Source organism: Psychroserpens luteolus (assembly GCF_021032705.1).
Taxonomy (GTDB): domain Bacteria; phylum Bacteroidota; class Bacteroidia; order Flavobacteriales; family Flavobacteriaceae; genus Psychroserpens; species Psychroserpens luteolus.
This window is the reverse complement of the sequence record NZ_JAHVXI010000004.1, coordinates 330,888-344,518: the sequence shown is the minus strand read 5'-3', so window position 1 is coordinate 344,518 and position 13,631 is coordinate 330,888. Positions and strand designations below refer to the sequence as shown.

Genomic DNA, 13,631 nt, shown 5'->3' with positions numbered 1-13,631 from the left:
TTGATGGGTTTATAATTATTAATTTCCTTTTCAAATTTTTATAAGTTTTGTGTTAAAATGCTTGCTACCAGAAATCACTTTTAAAAAATAGGTTCCTGTTGCAATACCACTAATCTTTAGTTTGATTTTTTGAGCTGGTAAAAATTCTTGAGAATGGACTAATTTAGCATCTACATCAAATACCATCACAGATATTTTTTTTAGTATCGAATTACTAAATGCAATAGTTATTGATTCTCTAAAAGGGTTGGGATATACTTCAGCTTCAAGATTATAATCATAGCCTTTAACGGCGATTATATTGCTTAAAGGCTGCTGATATCCTTGTCTTAAATAGTAACCATTGTTAAAATGTGTTCCGATAACGCTTGCTTGACCTACACTTTGACTCACTTTGTAAGTTCCCTTTGAAGTGACTACATTTTGAGAAGACCCACTGCTGCCAAGACTTGATCTCATTATGCGATATCCTGAATTATCTTGTGCCAGAAATTCTTGTGAAAATCCAAACAGTATTAGTATGCATATTAAAGTTTTCATTGCTTTATTCTATTTATTGCCAAACTATTAATAGTGTTGATAGCTTAAACTTATAAGTAATTATTCATTTATTTTAAAAACAGCTTATATGTCCACCATTTGTCTACTTAAATGCTCAATTGCTTAATAACTGCAATAGCATTTAGGCAGATTTATGATAAAACCCAAACCAAACTGATGTGCATTCAAATTCAGTTTTTCAGCATTCTTTCCACTACTAATCAATACTGATTTCCCATAATTATAACCCACAAAAATTGCGGTACTTCTTGAAATAGGGTACTGCATCTCTACTCCTCCTCTAAAGAATAAAATATTGTTATTAAATTCTTCTTCACCTACAAGGTTAAAAACATCATTGTTTATTGTTTGGTTTCCCCTTATCAAAAACTCTGAAGCCATTGAAACGTTAGCAAAAAAGCTTAGATCTCTTAGTTCAAACATCTTTATTCCTAATCCAGCTTTTACGCCTAGGTAACTCACATCCCATTCAAAGTAATTATCAATACTAGATTCACTACCAATTGCTGCATAGCTATTGTAGGATGCTCCTAGCGACAAAAACAATGTTCTGCTATTATTTATAGTTTGTCTATAACCCATACCAAAATAGGATTTCGATTTAGAGAGTAAATTATTGAGAGGTTGCCCTTGTGAATTTTCATAATCAAAAGATGAAACCGTTGTGCCAAACTCAAAGCTGAGTTGTTGGCAAAAACATAAATTACTTAGTAATAGAACAACTATAAGAATTGAATAATTCTTTATCATGAAACCAGTTTTTGTTGAAGCAATTTAGATAAAATAAGGCCTGGTTTTTTATAAATATCGCCTTGTCCACCATTTGTCCACCATCAAAAAAAGTATGCAAATAAAAATTTGAGGATATTTATATTAAGCAAATAAAGATTAAAAAATAACATGCAATTAATTGATTATTAGATATTTGAATTATATTATTAAATGTTAGTATCTTGAATAATCTAACCACCACAAAACATGGAATCAAAATCTCGTACCAAAAATGTCCCAATTTTAAAATTTCAGAATAATGTCTACTCGAAGGTGGACAAATTAGCTTTTCTATTTTTTCTATTAGTCTTCGGAATACATTTCAATTTAAATGCACAGTTAGAAAAAAAAGTGGATAGCATGCAGCAAATAATTAATACGGCAAAAAATGATAGCATTCGAGCAACAGAGCAATTAACTATAGCTGAGATGATTATTTATCAAGATCCGCAAAAGGCTAAAACCTATATTGATAGTGCTGAAACAATTTATAAAACAAAAACATACGAAAGAGGCTTGGCAAATTTATATGCTGTAAAAGCCAACTATTCATATACACAGAGTAATTATGATGATGCCATGGAGTATCTAGATAAATCTGGTAACGAATTCATGAAAGTTGGTGACACTATTTTAGGATTAACTATCAAGTCTAACATTATAATTACCATGAAAGCGCTCTCAAAACCACAAGACAGTATAGAACGCATCATAAATGAAATTGAACCTTTAATTTTAAAACATAAAGACACCGCTTTAATGGCTACTATGTTAGAACATAAAAGTGATATTGCACTGGAAAGAGGTCATAGAAATATTAGCTTATCAAAAATGCTCGAAGCTATTGAGTTAAGAGAACAATTTAACGACTCATTATACTTACCACAAACCTATTACAAGACAGGTGTACTCTATTTAGAAATGTTTGATTATGAATCTGGTATTTCACAATTAGATATTGGTATTGAAATTAGCGATGTTATCGGACAAAATAATATGAAAGCACAATTACTTCGTATGAAAGGTATTGGTTTAATGGAACTTAAGCGCTATGACGATGCTAAGCAAAACTTTGAAGAGGCCTTACAAATTTCAAAAATGATTAATTTAAGACGGAATACGGCTAAAACATTAATACAAATGGCAGAATTAGAAACACGCCAGGACCATATTACAGAAGCCAAATCTTATCTTGAAGACTATAATAAGTTAGATGATGATCTCAAAAGAGGTGGTGCACATTATGATTATAATTTAACACAAGGCCAATTAAATTTAAAAATAAATCAATCCAAAGCTGCACTAGCAAATTTTGATTATTGCCTAAAAGATGCTGAGGCTATAAACTCCTTTAAAGATATTAGCTGGTCAAAACTCTTTAGATCTCGCGCACTAAAGCAGTTAGGACGACTTAATGAGGCTTACAACGAGCTACAAGAAAGTAGTGACGCCAAAGATTCGCTTAATAGTTACCTCAGAACAAGCTTAGCCGAAGAGCAGAAAATTATTTACGAAACCAATAGAAAAGAAAAAGAAATCGCACTGCAAAAATCTGAAATCGAACTTCTTAAAGCACAAGAAAAAGTAGCAAATACACGCCAACTCCTTTTGATTATTGGTATTGGTTCTTTGCTTTTATTAGCTGGTTTCATATTATACGGACTGCGACAAAAAATAAAACGTAATAAAGCCGAACGTGAAAAATTAGACGCATCTCTTGAATTTAAGGAAAAAGAATTAACAACTCATGCATTACATCTGGCGCATAAAAACGAAGTTTTATTGGATTTAAAATCACAACTCAAAGACTTAAAATCTGGACCTGAAAATTCAAGAAACTATCAGAAGGTTATTAATACCATAAATCTGGATATTAATAATGATAATAACTGGGAGCAATTTAGAACCTATTTTGAAGACGTACACAAAGACTTCAACGCGAAGGTCATGAAAACCTACCCAGAGGTATCTACGAATGATTTAAGACTTATGGCACTATTAAAAATGAATCTCTCTAGTAAAGAGATTGCGAACATTTTAAATATTTCTGCCGAAGGTGTTAAAAAAGCACGATATAGACTACGCAAAAAATTACAACTCTCTACTGAAGACTCGCTGCAAGAATTAGTTATAGATCTGTAAATCAACAACTTAAAAACAAAAGTCCACTAATTGTCCATTTGCCTATTTTGGATGTCCACATGATGTCCACTCTACTTATTTTTAATCATAATATCCTGATTGTAGGTTTGTTGTGTCATTAATTTGACAACCAGTTTTGTGGTGCCTTGCTCTGGTTAGGCTGCAGACTTTACCAGTTGCAAGTCGCTACAAAAACTTATTACAAAACCACAAAACACTAGTATTATGAAAATTCAATGTAAACTTTTAACGCTCTTATTTGCCATAACTATTTTCGCTTGCTCGAGTGAAGATGACTCTAGCAATCCTCCTCCCACTAACAACACCATAGAAGCATCAATTGATGAATATCCAACATCGGGAGATTTAGTGACAACGGTTAACTCAAACCTCTCTGGAGAAATAACCTTTAGTATTACTTCACAATCGATTTCACAAGCCATGAGTATTGACAGCAATTCAGGAGAATTAAGAGTGTTAGCTTGGCAAGTCTTCGATTATGAAACTAATCCTGTTATCACGCTAACTGTCAATGCTACCAACGGAACTGATACTGAAAACAAAGCTGTTATCATTTCAATTAATAATATAGATGATATTGCAGCCTTCTTGAATAACTCGAGAACCGCTTATGATAATGCTGCCAATGGCCAATGGATAAGCATTACTGAAAGTGAATACAATGATTTGGCTAATTACTTAGCTGAAGTGACTAAAAGTGGAGCAACAGATAATCACTTTTCTAGTACTGCGAGCATAGAACAAAATCCAGGTAATTCTCTTTTAGCAAATAGAAATGGTAACACTATACCAGAAGGCAGTTATATTTTTGCTTTTAAACACTACTCCTGGGCAAATAATGTTTCTGGTAGTAAAGTTAAATTATCACAGGGAGACGAATTTGGAATTTACGAATCTATTGGAACGACCTTACCCGAGCACAATGCAGAATACAACCATTTTGTAATAAAAGGAAATGCGACCGCAACATCTGCCGAAGCACACCTTGCTATTTTTGCTAATAACAGTATTGGCTTTAAAAGTATTTCTGGAACAATCTACGGTTGGGGCAATGGTGGCGATACCAATATGATTACAAATGGTAATATTAATGCCGTTTTCCTTTATCAAGGTTTGAGTACAACACTAAAACAATGGGATTAGCCAAATCACGTTAGTTTGTTTAAAAGGGTAAGTATGATGCTTACTCTTTTTTATTGTGTTAATCTGAAATATTAATAACTTGTTCTATCTTTAAATACAATAAACTTTAAACAAACAGTTGACTCATGGACAAAGCATTACAAACGATGATCAATAATATGCCAGAAAAAACTGGTAAGTCATTAGACCAATGGAAATCGATATTAAAAACCAAAGCTTTTGTTAAACATTCTGATGGTGTTAATTTCCTAAAAAAAGAACATGGCGTTACTCACGGATTTGCAAATACTATTGTGACACTATCTAAAGATGAACAATACACTTCAGATGATTTAGTATCTAATCAATATAAAGGCAAGGAAGCCTTATTTCCTATTTATGAGAAGTTGTTAAGTGTAGTAAAGAATTTTGGAGATGATGTGACCATTACGCCAAAAAAAACAAGTGTTAGTGTGATTAGGAATCGTCAATTTGTATTGATTAAGCCAGCCACTAAAACACGAATTGATTTAGGGCTGAAACTACCTGAAAAACCAACAACCGATCGCTTAGGCAACTCTGGTCCTTTTGGAACCATGTGTACGCATCGTGTGCAAATCACCTCGGAAAATGATATTGATCAAGAGTTGATTGGCTGGATGAAAGAAGCCTATGTAAAGGCAGAATAGTGAGCGATAATACAATGGAAACATGTCAAATTCCGAAGGTAAAAAGAAGCACATAGAAATACATGAAACTGCATTTGTCACGTCGATGTTTCGATCTTCAAATGAACAGTTGAGTCAGGATTATTATGCGAAGCTTTGGAATAACTCAAAAACCGAAAAATGGATTGAAGACTATCTTGAAAAAGTATCTTCTGAAGAAGCTGCAACGCATTGCCTGAGAAACCGATATTTTCTTGACACTCTCAAGAAATTGATAGATACAAATCATGTAGAAGTACTCATTAACTTTGGATGTGGTTTTAGTATGTATCCTTTTCTTTTGAACGAAAGTCTTATTCATATTGAAATTGACAAATCTGAAATTATACAATACAAAACCGAAAAACTAGACGATTGGCAGCATGAAAATGTTCTTCCTAAACGTCGTATCCATGCTATTGGTGTGGATTTTAGTGATGATTATGAAGATGATCTAAGAGAACAAATAGAAGCCATAAAAGGCAATCGCAAATCTTTTATTCTTATAGAAGGTGTTTTATTCTTTCTGGACAGAGCAGAAACCAACAGATTGTTTGATTTCTTTGACACACTTCAACATACTGGTGATTTTATAGGTAGCGGTTCATTTCAAGATAGTTTAAAAGACTCTCAAGCTTTTAAAAGATTATTAGATTTTTTTGGTAAAAAAGTCATCAATATGAGAGAAAGCGATTACCAAACAATAAATGATATATATTACGAAAACATAAAGAATTACAAGCTCATTGACCATCAAGATTACTTCAGTCTATCTAAAACTTATAACCATCTTATACAACTCGAAAAAGACCATATTTTAAATGAGCATTTTTATCTCTTGCAAAAGAAATAGTAAAATGAATAAATCAAACCCAGACATTAATTTTGTTTGTACGGTTTATTATTAGACTACTATTTTTAAGAGCGTTATTCAGTGTCATAGAGCAGCGTTTGACATAAAATTTGCACTTTTTTTACATTTGATATTGTTGAACAGCTATCTGTATTCAATACATTTGATCCAAATGAACAATAAAACAGATATGCTATGAAAAGACGTGTTATTATTTTCAGTACAATACTTGCTATTATAAGTTTATTAGTCGTAAGTTTTACTAATTCGAATACAACTAATATTGATGAAGCCAAATCATCAGACAGCAATATGTTTGCTCTCGAAAGCAAGAATATAAAAAGAGTAACTAATAAAATACCCGATTTGTACTATGGTGTAGACACACGATTTGCTGCAATAAAAAAATCGGATGTACATAATGCAACAACAATTTATGATTTTCTTAATGAGGGTGAGAAAAAGCAAATTGCACATATCAACGCTGTTGAACTTATCATTGTTGAAAATAATCAGCTTTCTGAAAAACGCGCATATGGAGAAAATGAATATTTGACTGACGCACAAATAAAACTTTTAAAAGCTACTGAATACTTTAGTCATTTTACAATTAGAACAGAATTTAAAGCAACAAATAATGAAACTGGCAAATTGGAAGAACGCTTTTTTGGACCTCATATTACTGTTGTTCCTAACAAGCAAGCTGCCTATATAAATGGTGAAAATGCACTTATAAAGTATCTCAAAGATAATAGTAAAGAAGATATGCATGTTATTAAAGGAGATAAACTTGGAGCAATTAAAATCTCTTTTACGATAACAAAAGAAGGAATAGTCTCAAATGTTAAACATGATGCAATGACTACAGGATATCCATCTATAGATAAAAAACTTATTCAACTCATCAAAAATATTCCAGGCCAATGGACACCTGCTGAAAACACTAGAGGAGAAAAAATGGACCAAGAGCTAGTGTTTACGTTTGGACCTAAAAATGGCTGTTGATTAGCTAGACAACCTCAGCATACAAATCAAAATCTTCTGCTTCAATCACTTTAACTGTAGTGAATTCACCTGTTTTTAAATAAGTTGATGTCGCATCGATCAAAACTTCATTATCAACATCTGGCGAATCATATTCGGTACGACCCACAAAGTAATTGCCTTCTTTTCTGTCAATCACCACTTTAAACTCTTGTCCGATCTTAGTCTGATTCAATTCCCATGAGATTTGAGACTGAATTTCCATAATCTGGTTGGCTCTGTCAATTTTCACCTCTTCTGGAACATCATCTTCCAAATTATAAGCATGTGTATTTTCTTCATGAGAATAGGTAAAACATCCTAAACGTTCAAAACGCATCTCCTTGACCCATTCTTTAAGTGTTTGAAAGTCTTCTTCAGTTTCACCAGGATAACCGACAATTAATGTCGTTCTAATAGTCATTTCGGGCACCTTAGCTCTAAATTCCTTGAGTAACTTGGTGGTTTTCTCTTTAGTTGTTCCGCGACGCATGCTTTTTAATATAGCATCTGAAATATGCTGTAATGGAATATCAAGATAGTTACAGATCTTTGGCTCACGATTCATAATATCTAACACATCCATCGGAAAACCAGTTGGAAATGCATAATGCAAACGAATCCATTCAATTCCTTCAACTTTAACTAAGTGCTCTAGTAATTCGGCTAGGTTTCGTTTTTTATAAAGATCCAAACCATAATAGGTCAAATCTTGAGCGATCAAGATAAGCTCTTTAACACCATTAGCAGCCAGCTTTTCGGCTTCTATAACCAACTCCTCTATTCGTGTACTTTTATGTTTTCCACGCATTAAAGGAATCGCACAAAAGCTACAAGGTCTATCGCAACCTTCAGCGATTTTTAAATAGGCATAATTTTTTGGAGTTGTTGTTAAGCGTTCACCAATTAATTCATGTTTATAATCTGCTCCTAAAGCTTTTAATAATTGTGGTAATTCTGTAGTTCCAAAATATTGATCTACATTAGGTATTTCTTTTTGAAGATCTGGTTTATAACGCTCACTCAAGCAACCTGTAACAAATACTTTATCTACATCACCTGCCTCCTTTTTCTGCATAAACTCCAAAATGGTATTTACACTTTCTTCCTTCGCATTATTAATAAAACCACAGGTATTAATGACAACAACATTTCCTTCTTCTTCATGAACAACATCTTTACCACTGGCTTTTAGTTGTCCCATCAATACTTCACTGTCGTAAACATTCTTGCTACAGCCAAGTGTTACGACGTTGATCTTATTTTTCTTAAGTGATTTAGTTCTCATAGTCAAATTTCAGGCTGCAAAGATACGCAATGATTTGTGATATATTTGTTTTCAGAAGATTAAACCTTTATCATGCGATATAGTCCAATTATGAAATCTCAATTTATGAAGTTTGTACACTATACCTTTATTTTAGTCTGCATATCTTTTTTATGCAATTGTACTTCAGATGATGACAATACTCAAACCCTTATTGACGGCACGCCAGAACCTGAATTCACGTACTTCCCTCCAACTGATGGTAGTGAGACCTGGGACACAACATCCATGGCGGAATTAGAGTGGAATGAATTAGAACTTCAACCACTTTTAGATTTTCTGGAAGAAAAAAACACAAAGAGTTTTATGATACTGCACAATGGAAAAATTGTTGTAGAAGCTTATATGAATGGTCATAACAATGCGTCTCCTTGGTACTGGGCTAGTGCAGGAAAAACCTTAACGACAACTGTTACAGGAATCGCTCAGGATGAAGGATTACTAGATATAGATGATGCTGTTTCTGAATATTTGGGAACGGGTTGGACAAACATTCCATTGAATAAAGAAAACTTGATTTCGTGTAAAAACTTACTCTCAATGAATTCTGGTTTAGATGACAGTTTAGGTGATGATGTTTCTACTGAAAACTTACAATATATTACAGATGCTGGAGAGCGTTGGGCCTATCATAATGTATATGTAAAACTACAAGATGTTATTGCTGAAGTCAGCAATCAAACATGGGCTAATTATTTTAATACGAGCCTAAAAACTAAAATCGGAATGACAGGTGCATGGATTCAAACTAGTGATTTCAATGTGTATTGGAGTAATACGAGAAGTATGGCGCGTTTCGGATTGATGATTTCTGCCAGTGGAAAATGGGAAGATACTCGAATTGTATCTGAAGCTTTTATAAATGAAGCGACAAACACCTCACAATCCTTAAATCAAGCCTATGGTTATTTATGGTGGCTCAATGGGAAATCAACATACCGTTTACCTCAAACGCAGCTTGAGTTTTCAGGAGAATTAATTCCAAATGCGCCAGAGGATATGTATTGCGCTTTAGGACGAGATGATCAAAAGATCTATATCGTGCCAAGCAAAGATTTAGTGGTCGTTAGAATGGGAGAAGCCGCAGATGACATCAACTTTGCGCTCTCAACCTTTGATGATGATTTATGGGAAAAGATAAACGCTCTAACCAATTAATTATAATTATCTGGTGCTTTTCGCATTTTAGATGCTTGCTCATAAACACGAGCCCAATTCAAAAGATCTATTTCGCGCAAAGGCAAACTTATTAACGTGAGGCCTTTAGGAGCTCCATTTTCGGCATAACCCATAGGCACAGTCAACGCAGGATACTCTGCTACAGCTGCAAAACCAGCATGATAATTATTAATAGATAAAACTGCATCTAAATTATGTGCAGTCATGGGCTCATCAAAAAAACGTTTCCCGTTTGTTTTCAAAATCGCTTTTATTTTTGCAAACTCCTCATTGGTTGCAGAATCGTCAGAAATACCTTGAAACAACTTTTGCCCGTATGGCATTATACGCGTACTATCTTTTCGATTAAAATCCATAATATCTTCAATAGAAGTATACTCTAAATACGGATTTCCATAGTCTTTTAAATAGCTCACCAAATCTACTTTCATGTCTATATTAAGCAGTCGAATAAAATCTGGAAGGTTCACATCTAGAGCTTCTATTTCAATTATTTCAGCACCTTGGCTTTTAAGAACTTCAACCGCCTGTGTATAAAGTTGATCTTCCATTAGCCCTTTAAAAGCTCCAAATCGCTTGTTATTTAACTTGTTAGCAACACCAAAGCTCCCATAGTAAAAACTGGCGCCCCATTTTGTGTTAATACTCTTAGAATCGTCGTTATCAAATCCAAAAATCGCGTCTAATACAATGGCATTATCCATTACATTTTTAGTCATAGGTCCAGCAGTATCCAAAGTTGATGAAATAGGAACAATACCACTACGACTTACCAGACCAATGGTAGGTTTTAAGCCAACTACAGAGTTTTGACTAGAAGGTGATAAGATTGAACCAGAAGTTTCACTTCCAATAGCTGCTACACAAAAGTTAGCTGCAACAGCCACACCGCTTCCAGAACTAGAGCCTCCAGTATCTATAATTTTTCGACCATAAGGATTTAAGGTTTGACCACCAATTGCAGAATAACCACTTGGACAATCACCACAAAAGAAGTATGCCCATTCACTTAAATTGGCTTTTCCAAGAATTAATGCACCTTTAGATTTAAGTTGTTTGACTATAAAAGCATCTTCGGTCGTATTATCTTTTAAAGCTACTGAACCTGCTGTCGTTGGCATTTCGGATGTATTTATATTATCTTTTAAAAGAATAGGCATGCCGTAAATTGGATGCTTGTACTTCTTTTTATCTTCTTGAAACAACTTATCTCTTGCTATTGCTTGTTTTATAACGTTAGGATTTAAAGCAATCACTGAATTTAAAGACAACTCATTTTCACGATCAAACTTTTTTATACGATATAAATAAAACTTTGTTAATGACTCGTAACTAAGTAGACCTTCAGACATATGTTTTTGAAGTGATGGAATATCCTGATCAAGAATAAGAGGTTTTAATGCAAAATAGTCGTCTTCGGTAAAATCTTTTAAGTCATCATCTATAACATCCCAAAGCTCAGTAGTATTAATATACTTAGAATCTAAAACTTTAAACTCTCTAAAGTCTTTAGTAGAAATATCGCTTAGATCATCACTGTCGTTAGCTGTTTCAGCAGCTTGAGTGTCTTCTGAAGATGTTTTCTTTTCGTCGGAAGGTTTACAGTTGTAGGTAATTAGAATGAGGCAGAATAGAAGTATAAAACGCATGATTTGTATTTTTAATAAAAATACGGAAAAATCAACTGCGTTCTTCAAAAGGAATAATTGTTCCTTTTTCGATGTAGTTTTTTAAGTCTTGTAATAATTGTGCCCAGCAAAATGAAGAATTTCTATATTCATGATTATTCTCTGGCCAATCGGTATGTGAGAACTTAAACAAGGTTTTATTGTCATGCTCTTCTAAAGTAATCCCAAAAGTTGTTGGGTTCCAATCGGCATCGGCATTTGTCATTTTTAAATAAAAATGCTCATTGGTTTCAACTTTTGCGACTTCACCAAACCAATTGTAATCATCGGTAAAATTAAGGTTATAGATCGCTCCCAGTTCTGGTTTTCCAGACGACTTTAACGGCCACCAATTATCTAAATGTTCTGGCAACGTAAAGGCTTCAAAAACTTTTTGTTTTGGCGCCTCAATGTAAAAATCGAAATAGATACTATGAGCCATAAGGATTGAACGTATTTATAAAATCATAAATATAATGTCCTATAAAGATAAACAAAACAGAATAGACAAAAAGAAGCCAAATTACAAAAGTATGATAGCGTTTCGTTTTAAAGCTTCTATAAGAATATATTGCTATTACTATAAAAATTAGAGACAGTATAATTTTTGGAAATGCAGCAAACTTCCATAAATATGTTGGAATTAACGGACTGCTTGTTCCATCAAGGTAAGTGTAAACAATCTTTTGTAAATAATAGAGTACTCGAATAAGTGCATAAGCAAAAGTAACAATTGAAAGTACTCTTAAAACTTTTTCGTTATTCAAAATGCTCTGCTCTCTATTTAAAGAAACTATCTACAAACTCATATTTATTAAAGACCTGTAAATCTTCAATCCCTTCACCAACGCCAATATATTTAACCGGAATTTGAAACTGGTCACTAATTCCAATAACCACACCGCCTTTAGCAGTTCCATCTAATTTTGTAACGGCTAATGCAGAGACTTCTGTTGCGGCAGTAAACTGTTTGGCCTGCTCAAAAGCATTTTGGCCTGTAGAACCATCTAAAACCAATAACACATCGTGAGGTGCATCTCCTATCACTTTTTGCATCACACGCTTCACCTTACTCAACTCGTTCATTAAGTTCACTTTGTTATGTAAACGTCCTGCGGTATCAATAATAATCACATCGGCATCTTGGTTCACACCAGATTGTAGGGCATCAAAAGCTACGCTAGCAGGATCACTTCCCATATCTTGACGTACCATAGGCACATCGACACGGTCTGCCCAAACCTGAAGTTGATCAATGGCAGCAGCTCTAAAGGTATCTGCTGCTCCTAAAACGACTTTAAGTCCTTTCTTTTTAAACTGATAAGCTAATTTACCAATGGTTGTTGTTTTCCCTACACCATTAACACCTACTACCATAAGAACATATGGTGTTTTTGTGCCATCTTCCTGTTTTGGCAAATCAGGAATTGTATAATCTGTATCTTCACCAGAATTAGTCTCAGACAACAATCCAGCAATTTCCTCGCGTAAGATTTTATTTAATTCTGAAGTCCCTAAATATTTATCTTTAGACACACGTTCTTCGATACGTTCAATAACTTTAAGTGTCGTATTGACACCAACATCACTAGTTACTAGCACTTCCTCCAAGTTATCCAATACATCATCATCAACTTTGGATTTACCTGCAACTGCTTTATTTAATTTCGAGAAAAACGACGTTTTCGATTTCTCTAACCCTTTGTCTAAGGTTTCTTTTTTTTCCGAAGAAAATATCTTTTTAAAAAAACTCATTCGTTATACTTATTTATAAGTTCTAGTCAACTATCGAGCCGAAACTTTTTTCTGCTATTTTGGCAGAAAACTGCTCAAATATAGACATAAAAAAACTGCTTTCAAATATGAAAGCAGTTCGTCACTAGATATAAATATCTAATTTATTTTTTGTTTAAAAAATCATTGACAAACTCTGGTGCCATTACTGACTCAACAAACATGTAAGCACCTGTCTTTGGTGATTTTACCATTTTGATTGCTTTAGTAAGTCTTTTAGATCCTGTTTGTAATGATGCTACTGATTTCTTTGCCATGACTCTAATTATTTAATTTCTTTGTGAACTGTCATACGTTTAAGAATTGGATTAAATTTCTTAATCTCCATTCTGTCTGGCGTATTCTTTTTATTTTTTGTAGTAATGTAACGAGAAGTTCCTGGCATTCCAGACTCTTTATGCTCTGTACATTCTAATATAACTTGTATTCTATTTCCTTTCTTTGCCATTGTACGTGTCTTTAAC

The 13,631-nt window shown here is 33.6% G+C and carries 14 protein-coding genes; 6 read left to right on the top strand and 8 right to left on the bottom strand.

The genetic code is table 11. From position 1 onward, the window contains the following. Nucleotides 1-30 precede the first annotated feature (30 nt). Together KWG70_RS12605 and KWG70_RS12600 are read right to left on the bottom strand one after the other, a co-directional pair. Nucleotides 31-540, bottom strand: a complete 510-nt coding sequence (locus KWG70_RS12605; protein WP_230936396.1) for a T9SS type A sorting domain-containing protein — start codon at nt 538-540, stop codon at nt 31-33. A gap of 123 nt (nt 541-663) precedes the next feature. Continuing rightward, nucleotides 664-1,311 (bottom strand): outer membrane beta-barrel protein, encoded by a 648-nt coding sequence (locus KWG70_RS12600; protein WP_230936395.1) that lies wholly within the window; start codon nt 1,309-1,311, stop codon nt 664-666. A gap of 228 nt (nt 1,312-1,539) precedes the next feature. Here KWG70_RS12600 and KWG70_RS12595 point away from each other — a divergent pair, with 228 nt between their 5' ends. From KWG70_RS12595 to KWG70_RS12575, 5 genes are all read left to right on the top strand, one after another. Further along, nucleotides 1,540-3,474, top strand: coding sequence for a tetratricopeptide repeat protein (locus KWG70_RS12595; protein ID WP_230936394.1), 1,935 nt, complete (start codon nt 1,540-1,542; stop codon nt 3,472-3,474). 225 nt (nt 3,475-3,699) lie between these two features. Further along, nucleotides 3,700-4,638 carry a cadherin repeat domain-containing protein gene (locus tag KWG70_RS12590; RefSeq protein WP_230936393.1) on the top strand — a complete coding sequence of 313 codons (939 nt, stop codon included), beginning with the start codon at nt 3,700-3,702 and terminating at the stop codon, nt 4,636-4,638. 125 nt (nt 4,639-4,763) lie between these two features. Beyond that, nucleotides 4,764-5,306, top strand: coding sequence for a DUF4287 domain-containing protein (locus KWG70_RS12585; RefSeq protein WP_230936392.1), 543 nt, complete (start codon nt 4,764-4,766; stop codon nt 5,304-5,306). A gap of 22 nt (nt 5,307-5,328) precedes the next feature. Continuing rightward, the gene (locus KWG70_RS12580; protein ID WP_230936391.1) at nt 5,329-6,177 is read left to right on the top strand and encodes a class I SAM-dependent methyltransferase; all 849 of its coding nucleotides are present in this window, start codon (nt 5,329-5,331) and stop codon (nt 6,175-6,177) included. 195 nt (nt 6,178-6,372) lie between these two features. Next, nucleotides 6,373-7,182, top strand: a complete 810-nt coding sequence (locus tag KWG70_RS12575) for a hypothetical protein (protein WP_230936390.1) — start codon at nt 6,373-6,375, stop codon at nt 7,180-7,182. A 4-nt stretch (nt 7,183-7,186) separates the two neighbouring features. Here KWG70_RS12575 and rimO read toward each other — a convergent pair whose 3' ends face one another. Next, a complete protein-coding gene (gene rimO, locus KWG70_RS12570) occupies nt 7,187-8,488 on the bottom strand; it encodes a 30S ribosomal protein S12 methylthiotransferase RimO (protein ID WP_230936389.1) in 1,302 nt (433 codons plus the stop codon). A 72-nt stretch (nt 8,489-8,560) separates the two neighbouring features. On the opposite strand from rimO, the gene KWG70_RS12565 reads away from it, so the two are divergent. Beyond that, a complete protein-coding gene (locus KWG70_RS12565) occupies nt 8,561-9,685 on the top strand; it encodes a serine hydrolase domain-containing protein (RefSeq protein ID WP_230936388.1) in 1,125 nt (374 codons plus the stop codon). On the opposite strand, the gene KWG70_RS12560 is transcribed toward KWG70_RS12565, so the two are convergent. From KWG70_RS12560 to rpmG, 5 genes are all read right to left on the bottom strand, one after another. Beyond that, the gene (locus KWG70_RS12560; protein WP_230936387.1) at nt 9,682-11,355 is read right to left on the bottom strand and encodes an amidase family protein; all 1,674 of its coding nucleotides are present in this window, start codon (nt 11,353-11,355) and stop codon (nt 9,682-9,684) included. The genes KWG70_RS12565 and KWG70_RS12560 overlap by 4 nt on opposite strands. A gap of 31 nt (nt 11,356-11,386) precedes the next feature. Further along, the gene (locus KWG70_RS12555) at nt 11,387-11,815 is read right to left on the bottom strand and encodes an SRPBCC family protein (RefSeq protein WP_230936386.1); all 429 of its coding nucleotides are present in this window, start codon (nt 11,813-11,815) and stop codon (nt 11,387-11,389) included. Between the two features lie 338 nt (nt 11,816-12,153). Beyond that, nucleotides 12,154-13,128, bottom strand: coding sequence for a signal recognition particle-docking protein FtsY (ftsY, locus tag KWG70_RS12550; RefSeq protein WP_230936385.1), 975 nt, complete (start codon nt 13,126-13,128; stop codon nt 12,154-12,156). 143 nt (nt 13,129-13,271) lie between these two features. After that, entirely contained in the window at nt 13,272-13,424 is a 153-nt protein-coding gene (locus tag KWG70_RS12545; RefSeq protein ID WP_008271041.1) for a DUF4295 domain-containing protein, read from the bottom strand. 8 nt (nt 13,425-13,432) lie between these two features. Then, nucleotides 13,433-13,615 (bottom strand): 50S ribosomal protein L33, encoded by a 183-nt coding sequence (gene rpmG, locus KWG70_RS12540; RefSeq protein WP_031444791.1) that lies wholly within the window; start codon nt 13,613-13,615, stop codon nt 13,433-13,435. Nucleotides 13,616-13,631 lie beyond the last annotated feature (16 nt).